Source organism: Dyadobacter bucti, from assembly GCF_005869225.1.
GTDB lineage: Bacteria > Bacteroidota > Bacteroidia > Cytophagales > Spirosomataceae > Dyadobacter > Dyadobacter bucti.
In genome coordinates this window covers 36,191-51,543 of record NZ_SWFP01000006.1, presented here as the reverse complement: position 1 = coordinate 51,543, position 15,353 = coordinate 36,191, and the positions used below count along the sequence as shown (strand labels likewise).

Annotated in this window: 15 protein-coding genes and 1 tRNA gene; 4 read left to right on the top strand and 12 right to left on the bottom strand. The window is 43.5% G+C overall.

The window, feature by feature from the left end; all coding sequences use genetic code 11:
* Positions 1 to 75: 75 nt before the first annotated feature.
* From FBF61_RS19970 to FBF61_RS19945, 6 genes are all read right to left on the bottom strand, one after another.
* Positions 76 to 1,359, bottom strand: coding sequence for a hypothetical protein (locus FBF61_RS19970; RefSeq protein ID WP_138480602.1), 1,284 nt, complete (start codon positions 1,357 to 1,359; stop codon positions 76 to 78).
* Between the two features lie 39 nt (positions 1,360 to 1,398).
* Positions 1,399 to 2,952 carry a hypothetical protein gene (locus FBF61_RS19965; RefSeq protein WP_138480600.1) on the bottom strand — a complete coding sequence of 518 codons (1,554 nt, stop codon included), beginning with the start codon at positions 2,950 to 2,952 and terminating at the stop codon, positions 1,399 to 1,401.
* Between the two features lie 219 nt (positions 2,953 to 3,171).
* A complete protein-coding gene (locus FBF61_RS19960) occupies positions 3,172 to 3,801 on the bottom strand; it encodes a response regulator transcription factor (protein ID WP_138480598.1) in 630 nt (209 codons plus the stop codon).
* Between the two features lie 83 nt (positions 3,802 to 3,884).
* Complete coding sequence (locus tag FBF61_RS19955; RefSeq protein ID WP_138480596.1) at positions 3,885 to 6,902, bottom strand: ligand-binding sensor domain-containing protein; 3,018 nt, start codon at positions 6,900 to 6,902, stop codon at positions 3,885 to 3,887.
* A 106-nt stretch (positions 6,903 to 7,008) separates the two neighbouring features.
* Positions 7,009 to 8,241, bottom strand: coding sequence for a hypothetical protein (locus tag FBF61_RS19950; protein ID WP_166444572.1), 1,233 nt, complete (start codon positions 8,239 to 8,241; stop codon positions 7,009 to 7,011).
* A gap of 91 nt (positions 8,242 to 8,332) precedes the next feature.
* Positions 8,333 to 8,713 carry a hypothetical protein gene (locus FBF61_RS19945; RefSeq protein ID WP_138480592.1) on the bottom strand — a complete coding sequence of 127 codons (381 nt, stop codon included), beginning with the start codon at positions 8,711 to 8,713 and terminating at the stop codon, positions 8,333 to 8,335.
* Positions 8,714 to 9,531: 818 nt separating this feature from the next.
* Between FBF61_RS19945 and FBF61_RS19940 the strand changes: the two genes are divergently transcribed.
* The 4 genes from FBF61_RS19940 to FBF61_RS19930 all read left to right on the top strand — a co-directional run bounded on the left by FBF61_RS19940 (position 9,532) and on the right by FBF61_RS19930 (position 11,443).
* Complete coding sequence (locus FBF61_RS19940) at positions 9,532 to 9,987, top strand: DUF1493 family protein (protein WP_138480589.1); 456 nt, start codon at positions 9,532 to 9,534, stop codon at positions 9,985 to 9,987.
* A gap of 69 nt (positions 9,988 to 10,056) precedes the next feature.
* Positions 10,057 to 10,293 (top strand): DUF7683 domain-containing protein, encoded by a 237-nt coding sequence (locus FBF61_RS35780; RefSeq protein WP_445438735.1) that lies wholly within the window; start codon positions 10,057 to 10,059, stop codon positions 10,291 to 10,293.
* A gap of 91 nt (positions 10,294 to 10,384) precedes the next feature.
* Positions 10,385 to 10,849, top strand: coding sequence for an SMI1/KNR4 family protein (locus FBF61_RS19935; protein ID WP_138480587.1), 465 nt, complete (start codon positions 10,385 to 10,387; stop codon positions 10,847 to 10,849).
* 276 nt (positions 10,850 to 11,125) lie between these two features.
* Entirely contained in the window at positions 11,126 to 11,443 is a 318-nt protein-coding gene (locus tag FBF61_RS19930; protein ID WP_138480584.1) for a peptidase associated/transthyretin-like domain-containing protein, read from the top strand.
* A 322-nt stretch (positions 11,444 to 11,765) separates the two neighbouring features.
* On the opposite strand, the gene FBF61_RS19925 is transcribed toward FBF61_RS19930, so the two are convergent.
* The 6 genes from FBF61_RS19925 to FBF61_RS19900 form a co-directional block, all read right to left on the bottom strand.
* Positions 11,766 to 12,320 carry a hypothetical protein gene (locus FBF61_RS19925; protein WP_138480582.1) on the bottom strand — a complete coding sequence of 185 codons (555 nt, stop codon included), beginning with the start codon at positions 12,318 to 12,320 and terminating at the stop codon, positions 11,766 to 11,768.
* A 122-nt stretch (positions 12,321 to 12,442) separates the two neighbouring features.
* A complete protein-coding gene (locus FBF61_RS19920; protein ID WP_138480580.1) occupies positions 12,443 to 13,195 on the bottom strand; it encodes a hypothetical protein in 753 nt (250 codons plus the stop codon).
* A 126-nt stretch (positions 13,196 to 13,321) separates the two neighbouring features.
* The gene (locus tag FBF61_RS19915; protein WP_205748305.1) at positions 13,322 to 13,588 is read right to left on the bottom strand and encodes a transposase; all 267 of its coding nucleotides are present in this window, start codon (positions 13,586 to 13,588) and stop codon (positions 13,322 to 13,324) included.
* Between the two features lie 105 nt (positions 13,589 to 13,693).
* A tRNA-Arg gene (locus FBF61_RS19910) sits at positions 13,694 to 13,767 on the bottom strand.
* Positions 13,768 to 13,852: 85 nt separating this feature from the next.
* Entirely contained in the window at positions 13,853 to 14,632 is a 780-nt protein-coding gene (locus tag FBF61_RS19905) for an enoyl-CoA hydratase/isomerase family protein (protein WP_138480578.1), read from the bottom strand.
* 21 nt (positions 14,633 to 14,653) lie between these two features.
* Positions 14,654 to 15,292, bottom strand: coding sequence for a hypothetical protein (locus FBF61_RS19900; RefSeq protein ID WP_138480576.1), 639 nt, complete (start codon positions 15,290 to 15,292; stop codon positions 14,654 to 14,656).
* Positions 15,293 to 15,353: the final 61 nt, after the last annotated feature.

Sequence of the window (15,353 nt, the reverse complement as noted above, 5' to 3'; positions counted from 1 at the left end):
TATAAATTAGAATTATCTGACTTTCAGTCTGAAAAACCTGTATCGGCACCGGTGACAGATGCTCTGTTTATTGCTCTACCGGACAAACAATTTCGCTTTAAATCGCCCGCTTGCAGTAGCCTCCGGCCTGAACTGGGTACCCACCCCCACATTTGTTACGGTAAAACTGCCCTCCGCAATACCCTTGCTCAACTTCGTAACATTTACGGTTCCTTCGCTTGGCCTCAACGGCATATCAGGGCCCGGTATGTACATGCTGTTATAACCGGTCCCGGGCGGTAAAAAATGGAAATGAGTTCCGTCCGCGGCCAGGTCATACGGATGACTTCCCAGTTCACCCTTCCAGGTAAGAAGAAAATGTCCCCCGCCTTCATCTTCGGGGTTGGCAAGGATATACCTGGAACCCATTTTCACAACAGGTGATGCTGGAAAACGGACCGGCGCGCTCCCGTTAATACTTAGTTCGATCCATCCATCTCCCATGATTGAAATGTTGGATACCAGTAGAAAAGTACCTGCAACAGGAGAATTAAGCTCCATGGTCACCGTAGCACTAGCTGTTCCGTTTACCGACGTCGGCGCTGTGTACGCTACAGTCTGCTGGGTGGCTCTGGTGAGATCGCCCGGGCCGGTCAGCTCCCATGACTTGATAAACCGTGACGGCAAGGGCGCAGGCGTCCCTACCGGATAACCAGGCTCATTGTACGGACCTCCGGGGTTATTTACCAACGGAACAAACAGGTTATCCCAATCGGCCTCGGTAAAGATCATTGCTTTGATGGTTTGCTTCTGTCCGGTCTCCAGTTCCGCTTTGTAGGGAGAAAGTGAGATCCTGTTCATGAGCGACCAGTCGCTGAAATGGGTGGTTTTAAAACTAACAGTTTTGGACTGACTGCTGAAGCTGTCTGCACCCACAAACTTCCACACACCATCGGCCATCTGGTAAGCCAGCCCCAATGTTTGCAGCAAGCCGACGCTGTCAGCATAGCTGGCCCAGGAATAGGTGATCGTCACTGGCTTGGAGAATACCTGCCCGTGCGGCGTGAGCCGGAATGCCGCCCCTATGCCTGCAATATTGGTATTCGAAACCGGCTCGATACCCACGGTAGTGTTTGATGTAAGCGCCCCCTGCGGAACTTCGATGCTGATCTTTCCGTCCTGCGACTGCAGCGAACCGCCTGCCGGGCCGATGGTTTTCGTAACCGCTGTGCCGTTGGACGCTCCGGTGGGACGTACCAGCGGAGCAATTGTAATCGGCTCATCGGGCCCTCCCACATCCCCCCGTTCACAGGCAAGCGGAAGATACATAACGACTGCGATCAGGAGGAAACAGGAGATTCTTTTGAATGAATTTTTCATGGCTCTAATAGAAAAAGGATTATTTAACGGAGGTTTTTGTCAGAAATAGGAAAAGACGGTGCGTATGGCATACGTATCCTCTTTGCTTGCAACAGACCGATATTTGGTCAGGAGCTCTTTCGGGTAGCCGTCGCCATCATAGGTGTATTTGAAATTGTATGGTTCATGCAAAGGGCGGGCGCCCTTCCAGGTTTTCCGTGGGAAAACCATGTTATGTTTTGTATACTGGGTAAAGAGCAGTTCAGGAATTTTAAGATGCGCATAGGGATTGATACAAAAATCGTAATCATAAGTACCCTCTTCACTGCTTCCGCTATTGCTCACATAAATGTCGTGAAGCACACTTCCCCCGCGCATGGTTTTGGAGTAATAATCCGTGAACCTCCCGTTTTCATACTGAAATTGCGCATCGATGCGGTAGTCCTGGGTGATCCCTGATCGCGTGTCCAGTGGCAGATAGCTGGCCTCAACGGTGATCTTGCTCAAATTCTTGTTTTCTTCGAAAGATACAACACGTCCTGCCGCATTGTAGCGGGCTGTTAAAGTTTTCAGAGGAGTGTTACTTTCGTCATAAGTCCGGATAGAAGTTATGTTACCATTTGTGTAGCCGAAGATGTCCTTTTGCATGAGATAGGTCGATTGGTCCGTCCGTTTTCCCCAAACCAGTCTCTGGCTGATTTCTCCGTTAGGTTGGTATTCATAATCTGTTTTTGTCTGAGGCTTGGCTATTCCCCCGGTAATCTTTGCCTCGATAACAGATTTCAATTTCTTGGCGGCCACGTATCCACCGATATCGTACACTGCATTTTCCTGAACGTCTGTTTGTGACAAAGCGAGCTGAGAGTAGGTTCCCCATTTCGACACGGAAAGTTGGAACCTCACCGCTTTGGCGGATAAATAAATCGCCTGGGTACCTGCTGCGAGATAATGGATCTTATAATCCATCTCTTCCTTTGCATCCCAGCTTTTTACGATCAATTGTGCCGGAATGCTGTCATATACTACATCGCCGACTTTGATCAACGGCCGGATAAATACGCGTTTGTCCATGGGTGGCTGGGGATTGCCGGAGCCTTTCCCAAAGCTTCCGGCGGGATACCCAAAGCTCAGCGGGGTATCACTATTTCCCACAGAAACGACTTCCAGCCTGACTTCTTTGTCTGTTTTTGCTTCCAGGGTCAGTGAAACACTGAGCGGCGTACCGCATTGGGCGGCCTTGGATGAACCCGTTACCGGCGTGGCAAATCGTGTCGTCCCGGAAGCGTCATTGATCACCAATCTCTTGATCTTATAGGAACCTTTGGGCAGCTTCATCAAGGGCGTGCCGCAGAGGTTTTCGAAGATCACAGGGCTTGTCAGGTGGATTGGTTTTTGGGGCTCCTTCGGATTTTCAACCGTTACAGAAGCAGTAAGGCTTTCCGAACTATCCCAATGCTCGCTCAGATTAACAAAAACCAGCTTAAAATTTCTCTGGACGGTGGTGTCAGAAGGATCAGGTATATTGACATCCGGTAACTCGATCAGGTCTTTTTTACAGGAGAAAAAAGCAAAAAGCAACAAAATAAAAGTGACGAAAATGATTGAAGATTTCATGGCTGTTGTTTATGTAATACTAACTTTTGTGAATGGATATAACTTTTCGGACATGGCAATTCCCTGACGGAAAACCGCCTCAAAAGACATAGGGAACAAGACTTCATTCAGATCAACGGTGCGCACATTGGTTACCCGGTGAACATGCCACCTTTCCCGCCGGGCACCCATAGCAGAAAATACAAACGCGCAACACTATACGAGTGCCACATTGCCCGGTCAAACTATCCGGTTTTTCAAGGCTTTGGCCACAGCCTCACTCTTGGAATTAACCTGAAGTTTTTCATAAATGTTACGGATATGAGTCCGGACTGTGTCAATGGATATGTTCAATGCAGCTGCAACCATCTTGTAGCTGTTACCATCCACGAGGGATTTGAGTACGGCTTTCTCTTTTTCGGTAAGGCCGTAGTTTTCATCACCGGGAGACATTCCGGCAAACATCTGAAGTACCTGTGTGGCTATGGATGAGTTCATTGGTGCCCCACCTTCATAAACATCTCTGATCGCACTGATAATGGCCGAAGGAGCGCTCTTTTTCAGAACATAGCCATTCGCGCCGAGCCGGATCGCATCATAGATATTCCGGTTATCATCAAACACGGTCAGCATGATAATCTTAACCGCCTGGTTCTTTTTCCGGATCATCCTTACACCGTCTATTCCACTGGCCCCCGGCATATCAATGTCCATTAATACCACGTCAGGTTTCAACAGGGCTACGTCTGCTGACGCAGATTCACAATTCCCAAACTGCCCGACAATACTGAACTCATCAGTGCCGTCCAGCAGCAGTCCCATCGTTTCCCGGAATTGCTCTACATCATCGTAAAGTATTACTCGTATCATAAGTTCCTGATGTTTCGACTTCGCTTCTAACAGCGATTGACAATGCAAAGATCATAGCTACCAGACTGGGAAACAACGCATATTCATGCGATGGGCATCAATAATTTAACGGTTGTCCCCTTGCCAGGTTCAGAAACGACCGACAATTTCCCGTTTATATTCCCTGCACGGATCTGCATGTTTTTCAAGCCGTTCCCTCTTACCGAACTTCCCGGCTGAGGCATCGTGAACCCCACTCCATCATCTACGATCGCCAGCATCAGCTCTGAACCCTTTTTTGCCAACTCCACTACCACCAAACTGCTGCCGGCATATTTCACAATGTTATTCAGCGCCTCTTTAAAGATCAGAAAAATCTCCCGCCTGGATTCCATCGAAAGATGCAGTTCCAGTGCCGATGGGTCTGTTTCAAAGCGGTAATCGATTTGTTTGGGTTCCAGAACGGATCCGGCTGTTTCCTTCATCCGCGCCACAATTTTCCCGATGCTATCGTTTACTGGATTGATGCTCCACACAATATCATCCATCGCCTCCATCATCTGATGGGTGCTCTGGCTGATCGTAGTCAGGTATTGCTTACTTTTCACTTCATCAAGGGATTTCTGCTGCAGTGCAATACTGCTGAGAATGTTGATCGTACTCAGGGTCGAGCCCATATCATCGTGGAGGTCACGGGCCAGCCGGTTTCGTACCTTTTCAATGTGCAGCAGTTTCTGAAGCCTCAGTCGGTGCAGATAATAGAGCACGCAGCCCGTAACCACGGCAACCAGCATGTAAAACCAGATTGTCTTCCAGAATGGCGGCTTGATGCGTAAGTCAATATTGGTTACGGTGGAGGAATAGTCCCCCTCCTCGTTTTTGGCCTTCACCATAAAACGGTAGCGCCCGTGTGGCAAAAAATTATAGTTCACCTGCCCTCCCCTTGTCAGCAGGATCCAATCCTGATCAAGCCCTTCCATCTTATACTCATAGGTGATCCGTTCTCTGTGAGCAAAGCTGATCGCTGCAAAATCTATCCTGAAACTGTTGTGCGTATAAGGCAATACGATGGTTCCGGGCCGCAGCAGCGAATCGACAGAAAGATATTGGTTATTCAACTGAAAACCGGTGATCGTTACATTGGGTGGGCGCAAGGATGTTTTGTACTCGTCGGGTTCAAAAATGACCAGGTGCTGGTTTCCTCCGAATGCCAGTCTTCCATTGGTGAGCGCAACACTACGTTCCGGAACGTAGCTGTTATTATGAATGGTGACCAGCCCGTCTTGTTGGGAATATTTCGTCAATACCTTTGTCTTCGGGTTCAGTTTGTAAATACCCGTAGCCCCACCGACCCAGATATTCCCATTCCGGTCCTTCTGAAGGGCGAATAAGGTCCCGGATAACCGTCCGGTGTGCGCGTAATCAAAACTCACCTTGTATGTCTTCGGGTTAACCGTGCCCAGGCGCTCTCCTGCAATGAATACCAGTGAATCATTAACCGGCAGTATATCACGAAGACCTGCAATATGGCTCGACCCGGTCTTCCGGATATCTATCGTCTGCAGGAGCTTGGTTCTTTGCGCGTCGATAATGAATATACCTTTCCCGCTCACTGCCACCCATAGCCGGTTGCCTGGTAAAAATACCATCCGGCTCACCGGCCCGCCCAGGGAGAACGACTTCCGAAGTGCGTTGTCCGAAAAAGGCTTGGAAGGGTCATACAACCACACACTTCCATTTTGCAGTGCTATCCACAATTTCCCTGTTTGGTCTTTGACGATTTGCCTGACGCCGCTGTTTTCAAATACTTTCGGAACATAGAGATCGGCCTTTTTGCTGTGTGAGTTATATCGGGCGATCCGCCCCTGGTCACAACCTGCCCAAACATTGCCCTCGTTATCCTCACAAAGTGATAACATTCGCTGCATTGCAGCCCCCAACCGATTAAATGCCCCGACCGGGGCCACCTGCGCGCTGTCCAATTCATTGCTTAACAAAAAGGCGCCCCTTCCCCACGTTCCGATCCAAAGCCTGTTTTGTTGGTCTGCCAACAAACTGCTGATCGAAGCACGGTGTTTTTCCTGGCTCAGGAGGATATGTGTATACTTGTTTCTGTTCCCGGCCGTAGAATACAAGCCATTGTCCGTTGCCACCCATAAAATGCCCTCCCTGTCCTGAAAAATCCCGGCAATGGAATTGAAATGAATACCGTATGGATTATTGATCGGTGACCTGAGATCCGCAAATGATTTGCCGTGGTGCCCCCGGAAGTAGTTGAGTCCGTAAGCAACCGTAATCGAATCCTCGTAGCTGCCAAAACCATACACTTCAAAAAAGCCGTCGTCCCGGTTGTTCATTCCCAGGGTATCGTTGCTGAATGTACCCTTGTTCGCATCAAAGCAGAAAAACCGGGATCTTGATGGTTCGGTGGCGACCATCCAGTACCGGCTTTTCCGGTCAATATACAGCCTGGCGATCACGGGCGGCAGCTGTTGGTTGCTGAGCATTGGGTCCGATGGCTTACTCCGTGAACGGGAATGGTAGGATCTTGTTTTTTTATCCCAATAGCCAAAATCATTTCGTGATAAAACCCAGTACCTGCCCATGCGCGGGTCGGGCACGACGTCTGTTACGCGAAGGGAATCAGGTAGAGAAAAGGGATTGTAGCTTCGTGAAAAACCACCTTTCGCAGCATCATAATATTGGCAGTTTTGCCCCACATGAACCAGGAAAATCCTACCCGCATCGTCCTTCCTTAGCCAGACCTTGAACGGGCCGTACACTTCTTTGCTGCCCTCATAAGAAACATAACGCACTGAAAAGTTGTCGACATTCAGGATACCGAGCCGACTTCCCGACCTGATCCAAACCCTGCCGGCCCGGTCTGCCAGCATCTGATCGACCCGTTCTTCCAGCATGGTCCGCATAGTGATTCCGTCAAAACGCTGCAAGCCACTTTGCGTACCGATCCATAAATAACCTGTTTGATCCTGCCATACACAAAGTACATGGTTGGAAAGCAGGCCCTCACCCATGGATAATCGGTTATAAATATAGTTTTGCCCGCGGCCATAGCTACTTACCAGCAGGGCGATCACGACGAGAAGCGCTCTGAAAATCATACTACAAAGTTAATGGAATATGGAAACGCGCTTATCGCATAAATATGTGGTTTAATTGATTACCGACGATTACCTGTGATATGTTAATCATCCCAGCGGTAGTAATTCAGACTTGGTAATCCGGCATATTAAGCCTTCCCCCTGAATTTGAACTCAGCCGAAGTAAAGCAAGGTACAGGCAGGCAGGGTATATATGATGCAGCAGCCGGTCGAGCGATGCGCCCAGGTGCCAATCCAGATCGTTCGGCGTGGTAAGATAGATGACAAAATAACCTGAAAGCATCAGGGCAAAGACTATAAATGGCAAAGTCGTCAGAAATGAAGTTCTTTGTATTACCAGCCCAGCAAGCAAAACAAGCAGGATCCAGTAATAATTAATGGATGTCACAAAAACGTGTTTTGCAATCAGCATATAACGGGCCGGGTTTACGATCATCGACAATATGTCCGAGCCTCTTCCTGAGTTAATCAGATCATTTTCAGGAGCAAATGCAACTTTAAAATGCATTAAAATCAACACTGGGGCCAGACCTCCGGCAAGATAACGAATGGCTGTTTCCGGCCTCCGGTAATGAAAGAAAATGAATGCACACGAAAAAACAAGAAAAAATAAAAGCCCTTCATTCTTCACCCAGGTGGTGCTTCCTGCAATGAAGCCAAGTAAAAACACGACTGTCGGACCACTTCCATTTTTGACTTCTCTGTAAAGAACAAAAGTTACAAGAATGAAAAATGCGACCAGTGTGTCGGCATATTGCGAACCAGCGATATTGATAAACTTGGCATCCAATGCAAGGACGAACACCGAAAATATAGCTGAAAAACGACGGTCAAATCTATTCAATGCCAGGAATAGCGTCACTGGGACTGCAACACAGACTAAGCTTGCAACTATCATTGGCACGATCGGAGTTACAAAACCAACTCCTCTCCACATAAAAGCGATAAGGGACGGCAACATCAGCGGATAGTCAGGATGACTTCCGGATAGTTTATTCGTAAACATATTACTCCAATATTCCGGATAGAAAAGAAATTTGGCATGAAGAGTCCAAATTGCCCAGGCATCCCAATCGCCCCACCTATGCAGCTGCTTGTTGAAACGAAGCGTAAGGATCAAAATACCGATAGCCAAAATCAACATGTTGCCCGCACCCCGGCACTTTGGGAGTGAAAAAGCCAAACCTTTTTCACGCAGCAAAGAGGGAATAAGAAATGAGGCTGGGATTAAAATGATGCAGATCAACAAAAAATCATAGCTAACCACAAAGAGCAAGCTGAGATAATATAAGTACCCTATCAGGGCAACAGTTACAGCAAAAGCAATTGGATAATTCAAACAACCCGCCAACGGATGTTTCTTATTCAAATAAAAGCCTGCCCCGAAAAACAAAGTCAAAATGGCGGCGACCAAAGCGAAATTCAACATGTCATTCTTTAATACGTACCAGGCTATAATTCAAATACTTGCCTCCTCCATTGTGGATACATTCATATTGATCCAGGGGTAGCGCCGGAAATTGATGGTCTTGAATCAGGAGCATCGTATCATTTTCTCCGCGCCCAACAACTATTGGCGCCAAGACCAGCGCCGATTTGAAGTACAGTACGTCTTGCCTGCCAACCGGGGCATTTGTCCTGAACCCGATTGTCGAATTAGCCGGAAGTTTCATTTTGGCATCGGCAAGCATGATATCCAGGCTATCCACTTCTGTATATGATTTGGGCAATGTCAGCTTTCTGTATTTGTTTAATACACTGAAACAGAGAGATGACAGCACCAATACAATCGCGATTTTTAGCAATTTCATGACACTATTTTTAATCAACCGGCACAAAGCAAGTATAATTCTAGCAACAATCAGTAGCTAATAATAATACTTTTAAAATGAACCGGAGTTCACGATGCTGTTTCAGGCGCTTTATTAGTTGGTAGCTGGTAGCTGGTTGTCTATTACTCATGAAATAGAACTAGATGTCAATTCGCAGTAAATCAATAACACCAAAACAAGAATATTTCTATTAGTCGGCCAGGTATTTTCACCGCACTAAATTGACATTCGGCCCGGGTGTATTTCCTAAATTCGCATCCGTAATAATAGTGTCAATACAGAAGCTGAGATTCGCGGGTATGTCGGACTGACCACAATTTAAATTTATGATTTTTGGATGCGAGAAGCCTTTCACAATTATGAAAATAATTAGTAATGTTAAACAGATGGCATGTTTTAAGATCATTTTCAATCAATGCTAAGTAGTCTTCTCAATTCCGGCTCCAAAAGCATTGGCCTTGTTTTAATTTTTGAAAATACGTAAATTTTCAAATCTCCAATTGAGTTCACCTGCCTAAAAGTTGTTATAATTACCTCATTGAAAAGTCTCTTGAAGTGCTCGACATCCTTCCCTGCTAAAATTTCCAGATCTAAAAAGCGATTCATAAAAGTATTGTCCTCAGGATGAGATGTGTTAAATTGCTACCAGCATATCAACCACAACTGGATTACTCTAATACTTAGACTGTATATCCATATAGTTTTTTGTAGAACTCCGGATATATTTAGCCAGATCTATCCGGTCAATGAGGAGGTAATTGGTAGATTTACTCATGTAATCGGCATATTGTCAAGAAATGGAAAGGATTATTCTTACGGACTTCGGATATGCCAGACAGGCATATATTGAAGTAAAAACGTTCATTGAAGTTGAAACCAGCAGCAAAGTATCTTCATTAAGCACTAGAATTGAAGATGATCTTGGCTGTTCGGGAGATGACAATTATTACCTCTTTGAAAAGTTTATTGCTAAATATAACTTAGACTGTACGGATTTTGATTATTCAAAGCATTTTCTCTCCGAAGGTGAATTGATCACCCCATCATGGATGGTTTTAGCTTTACCAATTTTTATATATGTGTTAATTATCAGACTATTAGCATTCGGCAATAGTAAATTTTTTGAAATAAATCTTTTCCCTCCACTGCAACCAACACTTGATATGACCTTTGGAGACATGTTAACTTGGTATTTGGCTGGGAAGTATTGTTTAAGATCAGAAGTCAGGTTCAAACTGATTGGAAAATTATGACGAACTGTAACTGGAAAACTCTGCTACCCTGGAAAGTTGCAGGTATTGATACATTACATACAATATATTATGGCATATTCGAAGATCATTTCTGAATTTGATAAACATACTGAGGAATTACATAGAGAATGGGAGGTCATGATGGACGTTGCAGTATTGAAACAAATATTTAAACCATATCCCGATGATCCAGACCTTATTATGGTGTATTCGATCGATAAGGCCCAAGCAGATTATTTGTTGAAATATCAAAATTTTGAGTTTGATTTTGACTGTTATACTTATGAGATTGGAACCTTTCAATAACTATGTAACAACTTATGACTATAACTGCACAAAGTTATCATTGGGTATCTCCTAGGATTTTCAATGCGTCTAAAAGAACAAATACAATTTTATGGTAATTTTTTCGGAGACCGAAGCCCCAGTCAAAATAAAAGATATTGCAGATATAGAATATTTGGTCGGGTTAAAATTTCCCACTGAATATCGCGAGCACATACTGAGAAATAATGGAGGAAAATGTCATCCGAATAGGTTTACATTTAGTGAAAACGCGGCTAAGTCAGATTCCATAGTAGACTGGTTTCTAGCAATTTATGATGGTGAATATGATAGTTTGCGAACTTATAGCAATATCTATAAAATTCAGGAACAACGCCTACCGTTTCATATTTTACCGATTGCACATGATCCTGGTGGTAATTTAATTTGCATTTCTTGCGGTACCAGGGATTATGGATATGTATATTTTTGGGACCATGAAAAGGAAGTTGACAACAAAATATTTGCGGATAATAATTATTTTAATCTTTACCTAATAGCAAAAAATCTTTTAGATTTCTTTGACGGGTTAGAATAGATCTCCTTATGATAGCATTTAACTAAATATCATCTACTCAATTACCTAGTTGAAGTCTCTTATTTTGCTCATTTAGATGGTAGGATGTATTACATTAACAGGATAGATTCTACATATCTTTCATTCTGATATATAAGATATCTATATATTAATAGCGTTTTAGTGAATCAGCGTACCAAGTCTTGTTATATATAGAAATCATTTTTTCTGGGGTGGGCTCACTACCAATAAAACTGTGTTTCTTTTTTACGTACAATCAAAATAATAGAAATGTCTATGAATAAATCAGTTGAAACTCGGTTTATAATTGTATTCCTAATCCTTACTGGCATAGGCAGTTGTAAAGATAAGCTTCCAGATACCCCAACTGTGGTAAGTGGAAAATTTATTGATGAAGCAGGAAAACCAATAGAAAATGTTCAGCTGCAATATTATGGAGTTGATCAGTTGGGGTTTTCAGCAAGAAATACATTTGATTTAACCACGTCGACTGACCAAGATGGAAATTATTCCTTTAGCCAGATAGCACCTACTGGTACGGATCATATTGAGATACTAGCTCAACAACCCGATTCTATGAGTGCCTATGAATAGCTCATCTATTTTGAAGTTTCAGGAAAGTATCTTCCTCAAGGTTCCCCTTACCGAATTCCTAAAAATAGCTGGGGGAAATCTTTAAATTTTAACTATCAGATCAGAAGAAAATGAGGTTTTTTTACGAGATCGTATCTCTTGGCCTAGGGAGTATTATCATTGCGTAGTAGGGAATAGAGTAATCCGACTATATTTCTTCAACTACAGATACTCATTTTTAAGCTTGGAACTTAAGTATATTGTTGTCATCCTTTCATTTCTATTAATTCCAGTAGACTTGAATAGCGGGTTAAACCACTTTCCCTACATTATTGAAAATGTCTCAAGGAAGCATTAATGTTGTTGGGACTGTATCGCATGGATATTCCTTATCCTTACATTCCTTCTCAAAAGTTATTGAATCATTAAAATATTTGACATACCAACAACTTCTAGAATAGGAACCGCCCTCGAATATATCTGCCACGGGAATTTGATGCTTTTTAACTAATTTTTGAAATTCTTTCTTAGAATTTTTAGATGAATATAAAGCATCGCTACCATCGAGGACTATACACAGCATTCCCTTATATTCAAAGTACTTAGAAGGTGGTATGCGATCGTATAAGTCTTTCAGCAAAAAGCCCACCGATGAAAGATAGTAATCAGTTTGACAACTTCTACTATTGAGTTGGGTTAAAGTGATAAGCCGAGTATCAGTAAATGCAGTGTCCATTTTTACATACTGATCAATTATAAATAGTAATCTCTTATCGGGCAGCACTACATGTGTTTCATTTGAGTAATCTTGATTGCACGAATAAAACAAAAGAATCACCAACATTACAAGTTTACACACTTTGACTGATGAATTACTGCCTATTGGTTCTTCCTTCATTGTACTCCAAATTTTGCTAATGAACATCGCTTACTACCCAACTATGTCTTTATTAACAAACCGATGCTTCGATATCTTGAATCTTTATATATAAGTTTTCAGATCGTCATTTACCTTGGTTATCACTTTTTTGACTCTTTACGTAGATGTTTGTCAGTAGGATTATATACACCTGTACCTGTCTGCTGGCAAATTAATAATATTTCTTTTTCAATATTTTCAAAATCACCTGCCTGTGCATAACCTCTTATCGTTTCCAAGAAAGCTACCTGATCAATATCCCTCCCGTCAGGCTTTTGAAATTCACTTCTAGTGATTCTCATTGCGGGACTTCTTAGCTTTACATCTAGATAAAAAAGTAATAGTGATAAATTTCTTGTCCTGATGGCAGCATAAATTAGAAGTTCATATTTGTTGTCTAAATCTAAGCTTTTTGGTTCAATCTCTTTACGCCTTTTAATTATTTTACTATATGAGTCATATCGTTGAAAGTAATCCTCCACTTCGGCTTTGATTATTTTAGATAAAAATACACTTAATTCATCCCACTCTTGTGTCAAAGGGTATGATGTTCTTCGATAATTATTTAATATTTCTCCCAATGGAACAATATTAACCATGGAAAATTTGTGCTTTCTATAAAAGTCAGTAGGTTTTATGCAAATTGTAACATTTAAGTCGTATGACCCTGATGTTTTTTCGATAAATATGGATTGTTCTAAATGATTTTTCTGTCTGAACAATTTAATTATTGAGTTTGTATGTTCAATTGAATAACCGTCTATCCTAGCAACTAGTGATTTTCCAAGTTGTCTGAAAATAGGATTGATTTCCCTTTTATCTAGCTGTCTATATACTTTGATTTCTTCCCACATTTTTTCACTTCACTACATTCTTTAAATTTCCTTTAAACTGTTGCTCTTAGTACTTCCATCTTAATTTAAAGGGTTGAGGTATTACTATACTCTTCAGATCCAAGAGAGGCTGGATCAATTCCCTTTTCATGTCCCGATTTTGCACTGAGTATTAAATGTCCTGAAAATTTCTTGATAACCAGCAAGATATTCTAAATTGTACATCTGGGGATGGTAGCTGGATGATCCTTTTGTATGATAAGCAGCATTCAGCGGCTTTAAATTGATGTTATTGATCACCTCGTTGACTACACGGCAAGCATGGTCTTTGGGAATCAATTCGTCCAAACCGGGAGGAAGCAGCATTAACTGCTGCTGGTAATAGGGCTTAAAGGTCGGTTGTCGTCTGGCCATCGGTCCTGGATTGCTTATACCTAAAGATAATCAATCCAAACAAACAGTGCAAGGCTGTAAACGAAAAGAGGCTGCCTTTTAAGACAGCCTCTTTTAAATTTTCTGTGGTCTCGTAGGGATTCGAACCCCAAACCTCCTGATCCGTAGTCAGGTGCTCTATCCAATTGAGCTACGAAACCCTGAATTGGACTGCAAAGATAGGGAATGAAGTGGGTTCGAGCAATAGTCGGTTCCGAAAATTGCTGAAAAAAGTTTGAGATAATATCATTTGCCCTGAAAATCAGGCTTTTTCTTTTGTAAAAATGATGAAATTCCTTCTGCGGCATCCTGGCTTTTGAACAGTTTATCCTGGTTGGCAACTTCCAGATTGAGCATTTTTTGTAAATCTGATTCGTAGGATTGGTTTAAAACTTGTTTCATTGCGCCGATAGCAAGTGTCGGAGCTGTCCGGTAGTAGCTGGCAAGTAACGCGGTTTCTTTGTCGAGTTCACCGGCCGGGACAGATTTGTTGATCAAACCTATTTGCTCGGCTTCCGGCGCGTATACTTTTTTGCCGGTGGCCGCCAGTTCGAAAGCCCGGGCCATTCCTATTCTTCGCGGGAGAAAAAAGGTCGCTCCTGCGTCTGGCATCAATCCGATTTGGACAAAGAGCAGGCTTAAATAAGCATCTTCGCTGGCAATGATCATGTCGCATGCGATGGCAAGGGAACATCCCGCACCAACAGCCAAACCATTCAGCCGGCAGATCACGGGCTTTGAAATGTTCCGGATCGCGAGAATCATGGGGTTATAATACATTTCGAGCATGTCCCCGGCACTGCGACTGGAGTTGACAGCATCTTTCAGATCGGCACCGGAAGAAAATGCTTTATTGCCTTCGCCGGTGATGATAACCACGCGTGCAGAATCATCTGTTCCAGCCTCCCCGATTGCCTGCGTGATTTCCTGCATCATCGCAGCATTAAGCGCGTGGTAGACTTCCGGGCGGTTTAGAGTGATAGTTACAATGCCGTCATTGTTCGAAAAAATGATATGCTGGTACATTGGAATTTGAAGTGTTTGCTGTCAAAAGAAAAAATAGACAGCCATACTACTCACAAAAACGCCGCAAACAAAACCCACCAGAATCTGCGCAGGAGTGTGGGCATTCAGGTGTAACCTTGCGCTGAGCAGCCAGCCTGCGATCACAATAGTTACCAATAAAGGATAAAAAATGGAAGGTTCCCCTGACCTGATCATCAATCCGGCGAGCATGGTAATTGCGCCGCCAATGCCGGTAGCATGGGCGCTCACTTTCCAGAAGAGCGTGATAACGGTCATCAATGCCAGGGATACTGTTACACTACCGAGGATGATCGAAATCTGAGGCGCGAGCTCGCCTATCGGTTCGAGCTGCCAGCCAAATAAATAGGTAGCCAGGGCGTAAATGATAATACAGGCAAGGTAAGGCAGCCTGCGCTCCGCCAGATCGTCTACATATAAGGAACTGATGATACCGAGCTTCTGGAAATAATATATCACCAGTGCGGGAGCGATAAATGTGTTGAGGCACAAAAGCAGCAGCAGGCTTCCCAGGGCTGGCAGTTCCAATGCACTTACGCCCACCAGCTCGGGCGACAGCATGAATAACAATGCAAAAAGGTATGTCGTGAGGATCAGGGGATGAAATATTACGGATAATATTATTGCGATGCGGTTATTCAAAACAGGAAGTCATTAATCTGGAATAAAGGAACAAAAATAAATTGAAAACCAGACTGTGCAA

Coding starts and splice junctions, on each gene's coding strand:
- FBF61_RS19970 (WP_138480602.1), bottom strand. CDS start 1,359: ATGAAAAATTCATTCAAAAGAATCTCCTGTTTCCTCCTGATCGCAGTC.
- FBF61_RS19965 (WP_138480600.1), bottom strand. CDS start 2,952: ATGAAATCTTCAATCATTTTCGTCACTTTTATTTTGTTGCTTTTTGCT.
- FBF61_RS19960 (WP_138480598.1), bottom strand. CDS start 3,801: ATGATACGAGTAATACTTTACGATGATGTAGAGCAATTCCGGGAAACG.
- FBF61_RS19955 (WP_138480596.1), bottom strand. CDS start 6,902: ATGATTTTCAGAGCGCTTCTCGTCGTGATCGCCCTGCTGGTAAGTAGC.
- FBF61_RS19945 (WP_138480592.1), bottom strand. CDS start 8,713: ATGAAATTGCTAAAAATCGCGATTGTATTGGTGCTGTCATCTCTCTGT.
- FBF61_RS19940 (WP_138480589.1), top strand. CDS start 9,532: ATGGAAAGGATTATTCTTACGGACTTCGGATATGCCAGACAGGCATAT.
- FBF61_RS35780 (WP_445438735.1), top strand. CDS start 10,057: ATGGCATATTCGAAGATCATTTCTGAATTTGATAAACATACTGAGGAA.
- FBF61_RS19935 (WP_138480587.1), top strand. CDS start 10,385: ATGGTAATTTTTTCGGAGACCGAAGCCCCAGTCAAAATAAAAGATATT.
- FBF61_RS19930 (WP_138480584.1), top strand. CDS start 11,126: ATGAATAAATCAGTTGAAACTCGGTTTATAATTGTATTCCTAATCCTT.
- FBF61_RS19925 (WP_138480582.1), bottom strand. CDS start 12,320: ATGAAGGAAGAACCAATAGGCAGTAATTCATCAGTCAAAGTGTGTAAA.
- FBF61_RS19920 (WP_138480580.1), bottom strand. CDS start 13,195: ATGTGGGAAGAAATCAAAGTATATAGACAGCTAGATAAAAGGGAAATC.
- FBF61_RS19915 (WP_205748305.1), bottom strand. CDS start 13,588: ATGGCCAGACGACAACCGACCTTTAAGCCCTATTACCAGCAGCAGTTA.
- FBF61_RS19905 (WP_138480578.1), bottom strand. CDS start 14,632: ATGTACCAGCATATCATTTTTTCGAACAATGACGGCATTGTAACTATC.